The organism is Actinosynnema sp. NPDC037264 (assembly GCF_055603705.1).
This window is the reverse complement of sequence record NZ_JBVJVK010000006.1, coordinates 138,281-152,807: the sequence shown is the minus strand read 5'-3', so window position 1 is coordinate 152,807 and position 14,527 is coordinate 138,281. Positions and strand designations below refer to the sequence as shown.

At 72.5% G+C, this 14,527-nt stretch carries 17 protein-coding genes; 9 read left to right on the top strand and 8 right to left on the bottom strand.

Going from position 1 to position 14,527, the window contains the following annotated elements:
• Positions 1 to 8: 8 nt before the first annotated feature.
• Positions 9 to 827: a hypothetical protein gene (locus tag ACZ7GX_RS10180; RefSeq protein WP_498774931.1), complete on the bottom strand. Its 819-nt coding sequence runs from the start codon at positions 825 to 827 to the stop codon at positions 9 to 11.
• Between the two features lie 79 nt (positions 828 to 906).
• Here ACZ7GX_RS10180 and ACZ7GX_RS10175 point away from each other — a divergent pair, with 79 nt between their 5' ends.
• Positions 907 to 1,653, top strand: a complete 747-nt coding sequence (locus tag ACZ7GX_RS10175) for an acyltransferase (RefSeq protein ID WP_498774929.1) — start codon at positions 907 to 909, stop codon at positions 1,651 to 1,653.
• Here the strand turns inward: ACZ7GX_RS10175 and ACZ7GX_RS10170 are convergent.
• The gene (locus ACZ7GX_RS10170) at positions 1,650 to 2,057 is read right to left on the bottom strand and encodes a winged helix-turn-helix transcriptional regulator (RefSeq protein WP_498774927.1); all 408 of its coding nucleotides are present in this window, start codon (positions 2,055 to 2,057) and stop codon (positions 1,650 to 1,652) included. The two genes, ACZ7GX_RS10175 and ACZ7GX_RS10170, sit on opposite strands and share 4 nt — an antisense overlap.
• A gap of 66 nt (positions 2,058 to 2,123) precedes the next feature.
• On the opposite strand from ACZ7GX_RS10170, the gene ACZ7GX_RS10165 reads away from it, so the two are divergent.
• A complete protein-coding gene (locus tag ACZ7GX_RS10165) occupies positions 2,124 to 3,071 on the top strand; it encodes an NADP-dependent oxidoreductase (protein WP_498774925.1) in 948 nt (315 codons plus the stop codon).
• A gap of 136 nt (positions 3,072 to 3,207) precedes the next feature.
• Here ACZ7GX_RS10165 and ACZ7GX_RS10160 read toward each other — a convergent pair whose 3' ends face one another.
• The gene (locus ACZ7GX_RS10160; protein WP_498774923.1) at positions 3,208 to 4,458 is read right to left on the bottom strand and encodes a glycosyltransferase family 4 protein; all 1,251 of its coding nucleotides are present in this window, start codon (positions 4,456 to 4,458) and stop codon (positions 3,208 to 3,210) included.
• 63 nt (positions 4,459 to 4,521) lie between these two features.
• On the opposite strand from ACZ7GX_RS10160, the gene ACZ7GX_RS10155 reads away from it, so the two are divergent.
• Positions 4,522 to 4,752, top strand: coding sequence for a hypothetical protein (locus tag ACZ7GX_RS10155; RefSeq protein WP_498774921.1), 231 nt, complete (start codon positions 4,522 to 4,524; stop codon positions 4,750 to 4,752).
• Here ACZ7GX_RS10155 and ACZ7GX_RS10150 read toward each other — a convergent pair.
• Entirely contained in the window at positions 4,745 to 6,217 is a 1,473-nt protein-coding gene (locus ACZ7GX_RS10150; RefSeq protein ID WP_498774919.1) for a 1,4-alpha-glucan branching protein domain-containing protein, read from the bottom strand. The genes ACZ7GX_RS10155 and ACZ7GX_RS10150 overlap by 8 nt on opposite strands.
• Positions 6,214 to 6,960, bottom strand: a complete 747-nt coding sequence (locus tag ACZ7GX_RS10145; protein WP_498774917.1) for a class I SAM-dependent methyltransferase — start codon at positions 6,958 to 6,960, stop codon at positions 6,214 to 6,216. Before ACZ7GX_RS10145 ends, ACZ7GX_RS10150 begins: the two co-directional genes overlap by 4 nt.
• A gap of 314 nt (positions 6,961 to 7,274) precedes the next feature.
• Here ACZ7GX_RS10145 and ACZ7GX_RS10140 point away from each other — a divergent pair, with 314 nt between their 5' ends.
• Together ACZ7GX_RS10140 and ACZ7GX_RS10135 are read left to right on the top strand one after the other, a co-directional pair.
• The gene (locus tag ACZ7GX_RS10140) at positions 7,275 to 8,429 is read left to right on the top strand and encodes a hypothetical protein (protein ID WP_498774915.1); all 1,155 of its coding nucleotides are present in this window, start codon (positions 7,275 to 7,277) and stop codon (positions 8,427 to 8,429) included.
• 43 nt (positions 8,430 to 8,472) lie between these two features.
• Entirely contained in the window at positions 8,473 to 9,099 is a 627-nt protein-coding gene (locus tag ACZ7GX_RS10135; RefSeq protein ID WP_498774913.1) for a hypothetical protein, read from the top strand.
• Positions 9,100 to 9,140: 41 nt separating this feature from the next.
• On the opposite strand, the gene ACZ7GX_RS10130 is transcribed toward ACZ7GX_RS10135, so the two are convergent.
• Positions 9,141 to 9,284, bottom strand: a complete 144-nt coding sequence (locus ACZ7GX_RS10130; RefSeq protein WP_498774911.1) for a hypothetical protein — start codon at positions 9,282 to 9,284, stop codon at positions 9,141 to 9,143.
• A gap of 58 nt (positions 9,285 to 9,342) precedes the next feature.
• Positions 9,343 to 10,185: a DegV family protein gene (locus ACZ7GX_RS10125; protein WP_498774909.1), complete on the bottom strand. Its 843-nt coding sequence runs from the start codon at positions 10,183 to 10,185 to the stop codon at positions 9,343 to 9,345.
• Positions 10,186 to 10,464: 279 nt separating this feature from the next.
• On the opposite strand from ACZ7GX_RS10125, the gene ACZ7GX_RS10120 reads away from it, so the two are divergent.
• From ACZ7GX_RS10120 to ACZ7GX_RS10105, 4 genes are all read left to right on the top strand, one after another.
• A complete protein-coding gene (locus ACZ7GX_RS10120; RefSeq protein WP_498774907.1) occupies positions 10,465 to 11,247 on the top strand; it encodes an electron transfer flavoprotein subunit beta/FixA family protein in 783 nt (260 codons plus the stop codon).
• Positions 11,248 to 11,261: 14 nt separating this feature from the next.
• A complete protein-coding gene (locus ACZ7GX_RS10115; RefSeq protein WP_498774905.1) occupies positions 11,262 to 12,221 on the top strand; it encodes an electron transfer flavoprotein subunit alpha/FixB family protein in 960 nt (319 codons plus the stop codon).
• Between the two features lie 158 nt (positions 12,222 to 12,379).
• Positions 12,380 to 13,150 (top strand): GNAT family N-acetyltransferase, encoded by a 771-nt coding sequence (locus ACZ7GX_RS10110; protein WP_498774903.1) that lies wholly within the window; start codon positions 12,380 to 12,382, stop codon positions 13,148 to 13,150.
• Positions 13,147 to 14,013: a lysophospholipid acyltransferase family protein gene (locus tag ACZ7GX_RS10105; RefSeq protein WP_498774901.1), complete on the top strand. Its 867-nt coding sequence runs from the start codon at positions 13,147 to 13,149 to the stop codon at positions 14,011 to 14,013. The genes ACZ7GX_RS10110 and ACZ7GX_RS10105 overlap by 4 nt, the downstream gene beginning before the upstream one ends.
• 57 nt (positions 14,014 to 14,070) lie before the next feature.
• Here the strand turns inward: ACZ7GX_RS10105 and ACZ7GX_RS10100 are convergent, their stop codons facing one another.
• A complete protein-coding gene (locus ACZ7GX_RS10100) occupies positions 14,071 to 14,403 on the bottom strand; it encodes a hypothetical protein (protein WP_498774899.1) in 333 nt (110 codons plus the stop codon).
• Positions 14,404 to 14,527 lie beyond the last annotated feature (124 nt).

The window sequence follows — 14,527 nt, the reverse complement described above, 5'->3', positions numbered from 1 at the left end:
ATCCTGGATCACGGCCGGCACCGGGGCAGCAGCGGCGGGTTGGGCTTGCGGTGGATCGCCAGCTTGTAGGCCGGGGTCACCAGCACGTCGCCGATCGTGCCGGGCCGCACGTCGGTGAGCGTGCACAGGGTCCGGCCCCGGACCGAGTCCTGCCGCAGGATCTCCGGCCGGCGCGTGTCGTGCGCGATGAACGTCAGGTCGTGGTCGCCGGACTCGACCACGTAGCCCACCGACCGCGTGCCGTCGGTCCGCTCGACCGCCTCGACGGGCAGCCAGAACTGCACGCCGTGGAAGTTGATCGCGAGGGTGCACGCGGTCAGCGGGATGGCCAGCACGGCCGTCACCCAGCGGCGGCTGAAGCCGTGCTCCTCCCGCATGCCCCTGATCTCCAGCCAGGTGACCGCCACGCCGGCCAGCATCATCCCGGCCAACAGCAGCGGGAGCAGGGCGCAGGACAGGACGGCCGCCGCGAAGAGGGCGCCGCGGACCACGCGGCCCTTCCTGGTCTTGGGCACCACGGCGTACAGCGCGACGAACGCGAAGGCGGGCAGCACCATGAACGTGGGGCTGAAGGCGCTGAACGCGACCGCGGCGAAGTCGATGTGCCGCGCGACGATCCGGACCAGTCGGAGGTCGAAGTCGGCGAACAGCAGCGCCTTGAGCACCACCATGGCGATCGGGACGCCGGTGAGGAGCAGCGCGGCCAGCTCGAACCAGCTCCACGACCTCCCCGGTAACCGCTCGGCGGCGCGGCGGCCCCGCCCCGCCCCGACCCGGCTGAGCCTGGACCGGTCGGCGGGACGCCGGCGAACCCGGATCGGTGGCACGCGCTTCCCCCAGTGGTGCGTTCGACGGCACGGCGACCTGGCACTTTAGCGGTCGGCGGTGGAAGTTAGAGTGCCATTCGTGACGAGCATGTGGGGTGCCCCGGTGTGGACGAGGTGGCGCCGGTCGCGCCGCGATCCGGCGCAGGCCAGGTTCCTCACCCTGGCGTCGTTGCGCTGGGTCCTGCGGCACCGCGCGTACACGCCCTGGTACCTGGTGCGGTACTGGCGGTTGCTGAAGTTCCGGGTCGCGAACCCGCACGTGGTGCTGCGCGGCATGGTGTTCCTGGGCAAGAAGGTCGACCTGCACTGCCGCCCCGGCTACGGCCGGCTGGAGATCGGGCGCTGGGTGCACATCGGCGACGGCAACGCCATCCGCTGCCACGAGGGTTCGCTGCGGATCGGCGACAAGGCCGTGTTCGGCAAGGACAACACGGTGAACTGCTACCTCGACGTGGAGATCGGCGCGGCCACGCTGATCGCCGACTGGGTCTACGTCTGCGACTTCGACCACGTCACGGCGGACGTCACGCTGCCGATCAAGGACCAGGGCATCGTGAAGTCGCCGGTGCGCATCGGGCCGGACTGCTGGCTCGGCACGAAGGTCACCGTCACCCGCGGCACGCGGATCGGGCGCGGCTGCGTGATCGGCGCGCACGCCGTGGTGCGCGGCGACGTGCCGGACTTCAAGATCGCCGTGGGCATCCCGGCGAAGGTCGTCAAGGACCGCCGCGCGGACTACGAGGCCGACGCCGTGCGCCGCGCCGCCGTCGCCGACATGGCGCGCAAGGCGCAGGAAGCCCTCGAGCAGTCCCGCAACGGCTCCTAGACGGGCTGGAGCTCCTCGCCCGCCTTGCGGTCGTACTCCTCCTGCGCGGCGCGGATGTCGTCGATGTGGGTCTCCGACCACACCCTGATCGCGTCCATCAGGCCGCCCACGTTGTCACCCAGCGGCGTGAGGCTGTACTCGACGCGCGGCGGCACGCTCGGGTAGACGGCGCGGTGCACGAGCCCGGCCCGTTCCAGGTCCCGCAGGGTCTGGGTGAGCATCTTCTGGGTGATGCCGTCGAGGCGTCGCCGGAGCTCGCCGAAGCGCAGGGTGCCGGGGCGCAAGCCTCCGATCACCAGGCACACCCACTTGTTGGTGAGCAGGTCGAGCACGGCTCGTGACGCGCACGTGCGGAGGTAGGCGTCCGCACCGCCGTGAGCGCGCAGGTCAGGGGTGGTATACACGAGGTACCTAATTACCATTCAGGTGCCTACTTCACAAGAGGTACCACCGAAGATGATCCTTTGACCATGACGAACGAGATGCGAGCGGTGATGGTCGAGGCCTTCGGCGGGCCCGAGGTCATGGAGGTGCGGACGGTCGCGCGGCCGGAGCCGGCGCGGGACGAGGTCGTGGTCGAGGTGCGCGCGGCGGGCGTGAACCCGTTCGACTGGAACGTGCGGCGGCACGGCTACTGGTTCACCACGCCGTGGGTGCCCGGCTGGGACGTCTCCGGCGTCGTGGTGGACGTGCCGGCGGGTGAGCACCGGTTCCGGGTCGGCGACGAGGTGTTCGGCATGCCCCACCTGCCGCGCGAGGCCGGCGCGTACGCCGAGTACGTCGCCGCGCCCGCGCGCCACTTCGCCCGCAAGCCCGCCGGCCTCGACCACGTGCACGCGGCGGCCCTGCCGCTGGCCGCGCTCACCGCGTGGCAGGCCCTCACCGAGGCCGCCGACGTCAAGCCGGGCGACCGGGTGCTGGTCCACGCCGCCGCGGGCGGTGTCGGGCACGTCGCCGTGCAGCTGGCGAAGTCGCTCGGGGCGTGGGTGATCGGCACCGCGCGCGCCGGCAAGCACGACCTGCTGCGCGAGCTGGGCGTCGACGAGCCGGTGGACTACACGACGCGGGACTTCGGCGAGCTGCGGGACGTCGACGTGGTGCTCGACCTGATCGGCGGCGACTACGAGCGCCGGTCGATGGGCGTGCTCAAGCCCGGCGGGCTGTACATCGGCCTGCCGGACCCGACCCGGCTGCCCGCCCTCCGCGTCATGGCGGACGAGCTGGGCGTGCGCGCGGCGGTCGTGTCCGTGGTGCCGGACCACGCCGTGCTGGAGCACGTGGCCGGACTGGTGGAGCGCGGCGAGCTGAGGGCGGTCGTCGCCGAGACCTTCCCGCTGGCGGACGTCGTCAAGGCGCACGAGGTCGGCGAGGCGAACCGGACCACCGGCAAGCTGGTGCTCACCGTCTCGGACCGCTGACCCCGCGTCCACGGCGAGGCGCTCGGCCCAGGACGCGCGGTCGGCGGTGGCCAGGGCGTCGTCGTGCGGCGAGAGCGCGGCGGACGCCCGGACCACGGCCGGCGCCGACGGCGTGCTCTCGGCGCATGGCGGAGGACTAGAGGAACACGTTGCCGGTCGGGATCTTGGGGCGGCCGAGCGGCGGGTGGTCGCGGACGGTCGTGGAGCGGTAGACCGCGGCCGTGTCCTCGGCGATCTTCGACCAGTCGAAGTCCGTGGCCAGGCGGGACTTCGCGGCGCGGGCCCGGCGGACGGCGGCGGGGCGGTCGTCCAGCACCGACCGGACCGCGCCGGCCAGGGCCTCGGTGTCGCCGGGGGCGAAGGACAGGCCCGTCACGCCGTCCAGGACGACCTCGCCGAGGCCGCCGGCGGTGGACGCGACGAGAGGCGTGCCGGCCGCCGCGGCTTCCAGCGCGACGATGCCGAACGGCTCGTACTTGCTCGGCAGCACGACCGCGTCCGCCGCCGCCAACGCCGCCGCCAGCGCCCGGTCCGACAGGTGGCCGACGAAGTCCACCGCCCGGCGCACCTTGTGCTTGCGCGCCTGCTCCACGAGCCAGTCCCGGTGCGTGCCGGTGCCCGCCACGACCAACCGGGTGCCCGGGTGGATCCGGCGGATCCGGGGCAGGGCGGCGATCAGGTCCTGCACGCCCTTCTCCCACTCCAGCCGCCCGAAGAACAGCAGCAGCGGCGCACCCGAAGGGCTGTGCGCGGCACGCGCGGCGGCCACGTCGGACGCCCGGACCCGCCACCGGCGGGGCTCGATGCCGTTGTGCAGCACCGTGACGGACGACGGCTCCACCTCGAACAGGTGCGCCACCTCCGTCCGCATCGCCGACGAGCACGTGATCAGCGCGTCCGCCCGGTTCGCCAGCCACCACTCGACCGAGTGCACCTGCTGGTTCAACGTCTGCGACAGCCACCCGCTGTGCCGACCGGCCTCGGTCGCGTGCACGGTCGCCACCAGCGGCGCGCCGCACTCCTCGGCCAGCGCGATCGCGGGGTGCGTGACCAGCCAGTCGTGCGCGTGCACGACGTCCGGCCGCCAGCCGCGCAGCAGCGCCAACCCGGCCCGCGTCATCGCGTGACCCATGGCCAGCGTCCACGCCACCAGGTCCCGCTCGAACACCAGGTGCGTCGGGTCCTCGGCCACCCGGATCAGCCGCACGCCGTCGACCACGGTGTCGGACGTGGGATGCGTGACCGCGTCCGTCCCCGAGGGCTGCCGGCACAGCACGACCACGTCGTGCCCCTGCGCCGCCAGGTGCCCGGCCAGCGCGTGCACGTGCCGGCCCAAACCGCCGACGACGACCGGCGGGTACTCCCAGGACAACATCAGCACGCGCATGGGCCATCCTCGCATCTCTGCACCGCTACCCTGGGAAGCTCCGGAGGAATCGGGGGCACGGTCATGCAGCCTTGGGTCTGGGCGGTCCTGTTCTGCGCCGTGGTGCTGGCCATCGGCTTCACTGTCGACCGGAGGGCCCGGGCCCGGCGCGCCGGCCTCGAACGACCCGCCGACACGAAGGGCCGCTCGAAGGCGGACCCGGTGGTGCAGGCCCGGATCGACAACCCCGGTTCGGCGGGCGTCGCGCACCGCCAGCACGGCAACGACCTCTCGGGCGGCGGGGGCCTCAACTAGCCAGCCCCCGCGCGTCGAGGTGGCCGAACGGACCGTCGACCAGGCGCAGTTCGGCCGCCCGCGCACGCCCGCGTCCCGCCCGCCGCAGCGCGACGAGCTCGGCGAACCGGTCCGCGTGCACCTTGGCCCGGTACCGGGCGTAGTCGGCGGCCGAGTCCTTGGTGACCATGAACGCCCAGTCACTGGACAACGCCAGCAACGCCTCCCGCACGGCCTGGTCGGCGACCGGGTCGCGCACCGCGCCGGAGGGGTCCAGCGCGAGCAGTTCCCGCTGCACCTCCGCGTTGCCGTGCACGATGTCGCCGACCTGCGGCCCGTTCCACACCTGCCAGTCCTTGCCCGAGCCCCACGACGACGGCGGCACGTCGACCGGCGCGCCGACGTGCCCGGCCTCGACCGCGCCGCGCAACGTCGTGACCAGCACCCCGGCCTCGGGCAGCTGCCGCAGCACCGCTTCCAGCCACGCCGGGCCCTCGTGCCACCAGTGCCCGTACAGCTCGGTGTCGTACGCGGCGACCACCAGGGACGGCTCGCCGTGCTGCTCCTTCAACGCACGCAGCCGCCGCACCACCGTGTCCACGAAGTCCGCCGCGTGCCGCCGCACGGCCTCCGCCGCCAGGTCCGGGTCGTAGGGCCGCTTGTCGGCAGGCTCGACCTTCTTGCCCGTCACCCGCGAAGGCTTGAGCCCGCTGGGGTGGTCGTAGGTGTGGAAGTCCCGGTACGCCGGGTCGCCCGGGTAGCCGACCTTGGGCGACCACACCCGGTAGGACACCTCCAGGTCGCGCCCGAAGGCCACCACGTCCGACGTGCCGACCGGCCGGCCCGCGGCGGTGTCGCCGCGCAGCGCCGGGCCGTCCACCAGGAACCGCCGCACGCCCGCCCGCGCGTAGTCGTGCTCCATGCCGGGGGCGTACGCGCATTCCGGCGCCCAGATGCCCTCGGGCGTCGACCCGATCCGCTGCGCGGTGTCGACCAACCCGGTGCGCAACGAGAACGCCCGCAGCCGCGGGTCGAGCAACGGCTGGAACGGGTGCGCGGCCGGACCGCCGAGCAGCTCGATCGTGCGGGAGTCCACAAGGGACCGGAGCACGGGTGAGAAACCGTGCCGCCACCGCGTTTCGAAGCGGTCCAACGCCCACGCCGACGCGCGGTGCTCGCGTGCCGCCAGGTCCGGCAGCCGGGACGACGCGCTGTGCGCGCGCAGCTGCCAGTTGCCCAGCCAGTCGTGCAGGCCCCGCAGGCTGTACGGGTCGTCGAGCTGCGCGGCCAGGACCGGCGTGACGCCCAGCGTCAGCACGTCCTCGCGGCCCTCGGCGGCGAACCGCTCCAGCAGGTCCACCACGGGCAGGTACGAGTGCGCCCACGCCTGGTACAGCCACTCCTCGCCGACCGGCCAGGCGCCGTGGTGCGCCAGCCACGGCAGGTGGCTGTGCAGGACCAGGCAGAACGTCCCCTCGCGCGTCACGGGCGCACCGCCACGGCGACCAGGTCCAGGCTCGCGTCCAGCTCGTCGGTCGTGATCTCGAAGTCCTCGCTGCGCACGGACGCCACGGCGGCCAGCAGGTCGTCGGGCCACGTGCCGCCGTCCACCACCACGGCCACCTGCGCGTCGATGACCGAACCGCCGAACCGCTCGTCCAGCGCGCGCAACGCCGGGCCGTGCCGCAGCCCGGCCAGCAGCTCGACCCGCAGCCCCGCGCCGACCAGCAGCCCGTGCAGCTCGGCCGGCGCCAGCTCGCGGGTGTGGAAGGGGTTCAGCGGTGTGTCGCGGCCGGGGGAGAAGGTGATCCGGTTCGGCGTGGTGACCAGCAACCTGCCGCCGGGCCGCAGCACCCGCGCGCACTCGGCCAGGAAGCCCTCCTGGTCCCACAGGTGCTCGATGACCTGGAGGTTCGCCACCACGTCCACGCTCTCGTCGCGCAGCGGCAGCGACGCCAGGTTGCCGCGCAGCACCGAGAGCTCCGGGTACGCCCGGTGCGCGTGCGCCGCGGTCAGCCGGTCGTAGTCGAGCGCGACGACCCGCGCGGCGTGCCCGGCGATCAGCGCGGCGCCGTAGCCCTCGCCGCAGCCCGCCTCCAGCACGACCGCGCCGACGCAGTGCCGGACCAGGTCCAGGTACGCCGCCTCGTGGCGCCTGAACCAGTAGTTCTCCTCGGCGATCCCGGGCACGGTGCGCTCACCGGTGAGGGGCAGCGGCTCGACGGTCACCCGGCCAGCGTAGTTGCCCGTTACTCGCTGGTAGGCATCGCCTGTCCGTTAGGGCGTCACTGTTTCGTGTGAACTTTTCCCCGCACTACGGCGGTCTTTTGTTGCTCTGCGCATTCACAATACGCCGGTTGATTCCGGGTGAATGACTCCATCGGGTGACCTGCGTCAAATTCGCCGTGATCTTCCCTGATGGTGTTTCCCCTGCAAGCGCGGTGCTTGGACCGCGTCGCACCAGGGTAGTCGTGGGTGGTCATGTGCCGCTTGGGTGCCTTACGCTCGTACCCTCGGCCAATCTTCGAACGAGCGGGGCCGCCATGGGTGCGAAAGAGCCGGACATTGTTCCGCTGCACGCGGGTTTCGACGTGGTCTACCGGGGTTTCCACCGCCGACAGGTGATCGAGCACCTGGAGAACCTGGACGAGCAGCTCAAGTACACGACCCTCGACCGGGCCGAGGCCCTGGCCCAGGCCGCCGACCTGCGCAAGCTGCTCGAGATGACCAGGAGCGACCTGGACGCGGCCCGTGCCCGCATCGAACGGCTGGAGATGTCGCCCAACACGACCTCCGGCGCGTCCGAGCGCCTGCACCGGATGCTGACGCTCGCCGAGGACGAGGCGAACGACCTGCGGGTGCGCGCCGAGCGCGACACCGCGGCGATGCGCGAGCGCACCGAGGCCGAGCTGGCCGACCTGCGGCGCCAGGTCGAGGAGGAGCTGGCCGCGCGGCGGGCCGAGGTCGAGGCGCACGCGCGCGACCGGCGCGAGGCGGCCGACCTGCGTGCCGCCGACCTGGATCAGCGGGAGGTCGACCTGGAACGTCGTCAGGTCGAGGTCGAGGCGCACCTCCGGGCCCGCGCGGAGGAGGTGGAGGCCGAGTGCGTCGCCGTGATGGCGAAGGCGCAGCAGGACGCGGAGCAGGTGCTGCGGGAGGCCGCCGAGCGGTGTGCCCAGCTGGAGGCCGAGTCCGACGCCAAGCGCGCCAAGGCGCAGAACTTCTTCGAGCTCACCATGAACCGCCGGCGCAACGAGGCCCAGCAGCACTTCGCCGAGCAGGAGGAGCTGGCGAAGGCGCGGGCGGCGTTCCTGATCAAGCTCGCGGCCCGCGAGGCGAACCGGCGGATCGCGGAGATCCAGCGGCAGTCCGACGACTTGCGCGAACTGCGCCACCTGGTGGCCGTGCAGCTGGCGTCGGCGCGCGTCGCGCTGGAGGAGGCGGCCGACAAGGTGCCCAACCTGATCCCGGAGCAGACGACCGTCGAGCAGGCGAGTGCGGGCGAGACGGGTGTGGGCCAAGCGGGCGCGGGTCAGGCCGGCGCGGTACAGCCGGGTGCCGGCGAGGCGAGTGCGGCGCAGGCGGGGGTCGGGCACGCGGATGGGAAGCCGGTCGAACCGATCGCCGCCGAGGCGATCGTCGCCGGGAAGTCGAAGGGCGAGCAGGCGGACACCGACGACCAGCGCGTCGGTGCCTGATGGCGGCAGCGCCGGCGGACCGCCGGTCGAGTGAGGATGGGTGATGTCCGGGGTGGCGGTCGTGGTCGGGTTGTGCGCCTTGTCGTTCGCGGCGGGCTGCGTGCTGACGGCGTTCATGCTCCGCCGGGACCAACCACCCGAACCGGTCCCGCAACCGGCGCCCGCCCCGCCGATGCCCCTGTTCGAACCGCAGTTCCCGCCGGAGGACTACGCGACCAAACCGATCCACCGCAACCCGGTGATGGGCATCCCGACCGCGCTGCCCGCACCGGAACGCCCCATCCCGCGCCCGAACCTGGTCGCGGTCCCGGACCCGGTGTCGCACAACGGGAAACCCGCGCGCCAGGACGAAGTGCGCCGGATGCACGTGGTCCGCACCGAGCCCGCTGATGCGGCTGATGTCGAGTCGGCCGAGCCGGTTCCCGAAGCGGCCGAGTCCGCCGAACCTTCCGAGACCGCCGAGACCGCGGAACGAGCCGAGACCGCCGACCTGGGAGAGCGCACCGAGCCTGCCGACCCGGCCGAGACCGTCGAGCCGGACTCCGAACCCGGCTCCGAACCCGGCTCGGAAGCAAGCGTCGAACCGACGGTCATCCAGGTGGTGGCCCGGCCCGAGCCCGTCGTGGTCCCGCGCGCGTTCGAAGCGGCCCGCCGGGAATCCAACCGGTAGCGGGCCGCTGAACGGCAGTGCTCAGTACGTCGGTACGCGGGTCAGCGCTTGCGCAACTTGCGCAGCAGTTGCTGTGCCTTGGCCTTGTTGCGGGGGTCGCGCGCCGCGTGCTTGACCTGCTCGGTGACCCGGCGGCCCTGCGGACTGCGGGCGAACGCGGCGAGTTTGCTGAACAGAGATGCCATGTCCACCTCCTTCCCTGTCCGCTCAACGCTCAAACCCCGCAAGGAGTTCCCAACCCGGCTAAACCGGCGAAACGGTCACGCCCACCGCGCCCGGCCCGACGTGCGCGCCGATCGCCGAGCTGACCTGGGTCACCAGGAACCGCCGCACGTTCGGCAGTTTCGCGCGCAGCTGGTCGAGCACGGTCCTGGCGCGGTCGGCCGCGTCGAAGTGCTCGACCGCGATGTCGACCACCTCCTTGCCCGCCCGCTTGACCGCGGTGTCGATCAGCTTGCGGATGGCCCGCTCCGCGCCGAGCACCTTGTCCAGCGGCGTGATCTGCCCGTCGGCGACGGTCAGCAGCGGCTTCATCGACAGCGCCGAGCCGAGCAGGGCGGCGGCCTTGCCGATCCGCCCACCGCGCTGCAGGTACTCCAACGTGTCCACGTAGATCAGCTCGGTGCTGCGCCGGACGCTGTGCTGCGCGGCGGACAGCACGCGGTTCGCGTCACCGCCGGCGGCGGCCACCGTGGCGGCGGCGACCACCGCGTACCCGAGGCTCATGCCGCACGTCTGCGTGTCCACCACGTGCACCGGCACCTGCACCTGCGCGGCCGCCTGCCGGGCCGCCTCCACGGTCTTCGACAGACCGGTCGACACGTGCAGCGACACGATCGCCTCGGCGCCGGAGGCCGCCGCGTCGGCGTAGTTCCAGAAGAACGCGCCGGGGTCGGGTGGCGCGGTGGCCACGTCGAGCTGCCCGCGCAGGGCGTCCACGAGCTTCGGCACGGGCACGCGGACCTCGTCGTCCACCCAGTCCCCGATGCGCACCTGGATCTGCGCGACGGTCACGCCGAGCTTCTCGGTCAACTGGGGCGGCAGGCAGGCGGTGGAGTCGGTGACAATCGCTACTCGCCGTGGCATGCGTTCGAACCTAGCCGAGTAGGGGGAGGGTCTGTAACGCCGTCGCGCGGACTGCCGACAATGTCCGAATGGCCCGGTGAGCGCCAGTGAGCATCATCACCCGCAGTGGGTGCTTGCTGCCGTTTGCACCTCTGCTACCGGTGGGTAACATCCAGGTGGCAGACACCACCATGCCAATGCGGCGATGACATGGCAGGGTCACGAACAATCCGGCGACCGCAGGCAACTACCGTCGCCCACCCACGTCGCCGCCCGTCCGCAGGAGGTCGAAGAGGACCCATGAACATTGTCGTCCTGGTCAAGCAGGTGCCCGACACCTGGTCCGAGCGCAAGCTCGCCGACGCCGACCACACCCTCGACCGCGAGTCCGCGGACGCCGTGCTCGACGAGATCAACGAGCGCGCCGTGGAAGAGGCGCTGCTGCTCCAGGAGGCGCACGGCGGCGAGGTGACCGTCGTCGCGATGGGTCCCGACCGCGCGACCGACGCGATCCGCAAGGCGCTCTCCATGGGTGCGGACAAGGCCGTGCACGTCTCCGACGAGGCCCTGCACGGTTCCGACGCGCTCACCACCGCCAAGGTGCTGGCCAAGGCCATCGGCACGATCGAGGGCTTCGACCTGGTCATCGCGGGCAACGAGGCCACCGACGGCCGCGCGGGCGCGGTGCCCGCGATGCTGGCGGAGCTGCTGGGCGTGCCGCAGGTGACGCAGGTGCGCAAGCTCACCGTCGAAGGCGGCACGGTCAAGGCGGAGCGGGAGACCGACGAGGGCGTCGCGCACCTCGAAGCGAGCCTGCCCGCCGTGGTCAGCGTGAACGAGAAGATCAACGAGCCGCGGTACCCGTCGTTCAAGGGCATCATGGCGGCGAAGAAGAAGCCGGTCACCAAGCTCGCGGTCGCCGACCTGGGGCTGGACGCGGGCGAGGTCGGCCTCGGCGCGGCCTGGTCGCAGGTGCTGGAGTCGGCCCCGAAGCCGCCGCGCGGCGCCGGTCAGCGTGTCGAGGACTCGGGTGACGGCGGTTCGAAGATCGCCGCGTACCTGGTCGACCAGAAGCTCATCTGAAGGCGAGGAATCCAATGTCTGAGGTACTCGTCCTCGTCGACCACGTCGACGGCGAGGTCAAAAAGGTCACCTATGAGCTTCTATCCGCCGCGCGCCGTCTCGGCGAGCCGGCCGCGGTGGTGGTCGGATCGCCCGGGACGGCGGGCAAGGTGAGGGAGTCGCTGGGCCGCTACGGCGCGGTGAAGGTGTACGCGGTGGAGTCCGACGACGCGGCGAACCACCTGGTCACGCCGAAGGTGGACGCGCTCGCCGCGATCGCGGCCACCGCGTCGCCCGCCGCCGTGCTGGTGTCGGCGACGTTGGAGGGCAAGGAGGTCGCGGGCCGGCTGGCCGTGCGCCTGGACTCCGGGCTGCTCTACGACGCCGTGGACCTCGACGGCGAGGGCGTCGCCACGCAGTCGATCTTCGGTGGCGCGTACGTGGTCAAGTCCAAGGTCACCAAGGGCGTGCCGGTCATCGCCGTGCGCCCCGGCGGTGTCGAGGCGTCCGAGTCGCCCGCGGACGCGGTCGAGCAGGCCGTCGAGGCGCCCGCCGCGAACCCGGCGCTGGTCACCAGGGTGACCGGGCGCGAGCCGGTCGCCGGTGGCGACCGCCCCGAGCTGACCGAGGCGTCGGTCGTCGTGTCCGGTGGTCGTGGCGTGGGCAGCGCGGAGAGCTTCGAGGTCGTGGAGAAGCTGGCCGACAGCCTCGGCGCGGCGGTCGGCGCGTCCCGGGCCGCCGTGGACTCCGGCTACTACCCGCACCAGTTCCAGGTCGGCCAGACCGGCAAGACGGTCTCGCCGCAGCTGTACATCGCGCTGGGCATCTCCGGCGCGATCCAGCACCGGGCGGGCATGCAGACGTCCAAGACCATCGTCGCGGTCAACAAGGACCCGGAGGCGCCGATCTTCGAGATCGCCGACTTCGGCGTGGTCGGCGACCTGTTCGCGGTCGCGCCGCAGCTGACCGACGAGGTCGGCAAGCGCAAGGGCTGACCTGCGGGTTCGTTCGCAGTCCCGGTCGAGGGCCGCTCCGCTTCGCGCGGGGCGGCCCTCGTGCCGTCGGCGGCCTCACCGTGCCTTAACCGACCTGCCACTGAGGCGTCATCGGAACGACCTGCTCCCGGTCGCCAACCGGTCGGTAGACCAGACCCATGACGCAGCCGCAACTGCTTGTCAGCACCGGTGACGCCGCTACCGACGCGCCGCGCTACTCCCTGCTGGTCGCGCGTGACAGCGACGAGGTCGTGGCCGCGCAGCGGCTGCGGCACCAGGTGTTCGCCTCCGAGATGGGCGCCGTGCTGCACAGCTCCGTGCCGGGGCACGACGTCGACTACTTCGACCGGTTCTGCGACCACCTGGTCGTGCGCGACGACCGGACCGGCGACATCGTCGGCACCTACCGGATGCTGCCGCCCGAGCGCGCCGCCGAGGCTGGCCGGCTGTACTCCGACGGCGAGTTCGACCTGTCGGCCCTCGACGCCCTGCGGCCCTCGCTCGTGGAGACCGGCCGGTCGTGCGTGCACCCCGACCACCGCAACGGGGCCGTGGTGTCGCTGGTGTGGGCCGGCATCGCCCGGTACATGCTGCTGTCCGGGCACTCGTGGCTGATCGGCTGCGCCTCCGTGCCGCTGCACGACGGCGGCTCGTTCGCGGCGGGGGTGTGGGACGTCGTGCGGGCCAAGCACCACGCGCCCGAGGAGTACCGGGTGGAGCCGCTGACGCCGTGGGACGTCGACGCCGTGGCGCGGCCGGACCGGACCGTGCTGCCGCCGTTGCTGAAGGGCTACCTGCGGCTGGGCGCGTGGGTGTGCGGGCGGCCCGCGCTGGACGCCGACTTCGGCGTGGCCGACCTGCCCGTGCTGCTCGGGATGGACCGGGTCGACCAGCGCTACCTGAAGTTCTTCCTCGGGGAGACGGCGTGAGCAAGCACGCGTGGATGCCCGTGTCGCCGTGCGGCGACGGGTGCGTGGACCACTCGACGGCGTCGGTCGGCCGGGTCCGGGTGGCGTGGCGGGTGCTGGCCGCCTCGGCCGTGATGCTGTCCGGGCTGTTCGTGGTGCTCGCCGTCCTGTGCGTGCGCGGGCAGGCGCGTTCGGCGCTGCTGCGGCGCTGGTTCCGGGCCCTGCTCGGCGCGTTCGGCGTGCGGCTGCGGCAGGTCGGGCCGGTGTTCCAGGACAACCCGGGACGTGGCGTGCTGGTGGTGTCCAACCACGTGTCCTGGCTGGACGAGCTGGCGATCGACGCGGTGCAGCCCATCAGGATGGTGGCCAAGCGGGACATCCGGGACTGGCCGGTGCTCGGCAGGCTGATCACCGCCGCCCGCACGGTGTACCTGGACCGGGAGCGGCTGTCGCTGCTGCCCGGGACGGTGGCCGAGCTGGCGGCGGCGCTGCGGGAGGGCGCGGCGGTGGGCATCCACGCGGAGGGCACGACGTGGTGCGGCGTGGCGTCCGGGCGCTACCGGCCGGCGCTGTTCCAGGCCGCGCTGGACGCCGGTGTGCCCGTGCGGCCGGTGGTGCTGCGGTACTCGCAGGGTTCGGAGACGTCCACCCGGCCCGCGTTCGTGGGTTCCGACACGCTGGTCGACTCGATGCGGCGGGTGCTGCGCTCGCGCGGGCTGGTGGTGGAGGTGCGCGTGCTGGACGAGGTCGCGCCCGGTCGTGCGGCGACGCGCCGCGAGCTGGCGGCGCTCGTGCAGCAGGAGGCCGAACGGGTGGCGCACGGGGCGGTAGAGGTGCCCTCGCCGCGCCGGCACGCCGCCGTGACGACCGCTCAGGCCGCCTGACGGGTCCGCGGGTGGCCTGGCTCCTGGGGGCAGGCCACCCGCCGGCTCAGGGGAACCTCAGCAGGCCTTCACCGACACGGCGTGGACCCGGCCGGAGATGTTGTAGATGGTGACCTTGCCCCAGCCGCCGCTCTTGGTCACGTTGTAGGTGTAGCCCGACTGCACCCGCTGGCTGCGCTTCGCGCCGGCCGGGACGTTCGACTCCTGCACGACGAGCGTGCCCGACTTCGACCCGCTGGCGTAGATGATCGAGTACAGCCGGGCGCCGCTGCAGTTGTTGGTCCAGTTGATGTAGCCGTAGCTCGCGGCGGACGCGGGAACCGCCGTGACGGCGAGTCCGCCGAGGGCCAGGCCCAGCGACGCGAGCAGGACGGTCAAGCGTTGACGCACGGGTTCTCCTTCGGGCACGAATGGATCACCCGCGAAGCTAATGCCGTGACACCGCCCGCCACGTCGGTCGTTCGCACCACACGGTCCGCGCCGGACTGCGTCATATTGCCTTGACCTCCACCCA

What these genes read in the sequence shown, in the direction of transcription:
- ACZ7GX_RS10120 (WP_498774907.1), top strand. Translation starts at nt 10,465, where the DNA reads ATGAACATTGTCGTCCTGGTCAAGCAGGTGCCCGACACCTGGTCCGAG.
- ACZ7GX_RS10130 (WP_498774911.1), bottom strand. Translation starts at nt 9,284, where the DNA reads ATGGCATCTCTGTTCAGCAAACTCGCCGCGTTCGCCCGCAGTCCGCAG.
- ACZ7GX_RS10165 (WP_498774925.1), top strand. Translation starts at nt 2,124, where the DNA reads ATGACGAACGAGATGCGAGCGGTGATGGTCGAGGCCTTCGGCGGGCCC.
- ACZ7GX_RS10135 (WP_498774913.1), top strand. Translation starts at nt 8,473, where the DNA reads ATGTCCGGGGTGGCGGTCGTGGTCGGGTTGTGCGCCTTGTCGTTCGCG.
- ACZ7GX_RS10110 (WP_498774903.1), top strand. Translation starts at nt 12,380, where the DNA reads ATGACGCAGCCGCAACTGCTTGTCAGCACCGGTGACGCCGCTACCGAC.
- ACZ7GX_RS10115 (WP_498774905.1), top strand. Translation starts at nt 11,262, where the DNA reads ATGTCTGAGGTACTCGTCCTCGTCGACCACGTCGACGGCGAGGTCAAA.
- ACZ7GX_RS10160 (WP_498774923.1), bottom strand. Translation starts at nt 4,458, where the DNA reads ATGCGCGTGCTGATGTTGTCCTGGGAGTACCCGCCGGTCGTCGTCGGC.
- ACZ7GX_RS10155 (WP_498774921.1), top strand. Translation starts at nt 4,522, where the DNA reads ATGCAGCCTTGGGTCTGGGCGGTCCTGTTCTGCGCCGTGGTGCTGGCC.
- ACZ7GX_RS10140 (WP_498774915.1), top strand. Translation starts at nt 7,275, where the DNA reads ATGGGTGCGAAAGAGCCGGACATTGTTCCGCTGCACGCGGGTTTCGAC.
- ACZ7GX_RS10125 (WP_498774909.1), bottom strand. Translation starts at nt 10,185, where the DNA reads ATGCCACGGCGAGTAGCGATTGTCACCGACTCCACCGCCTGCCTGCCG.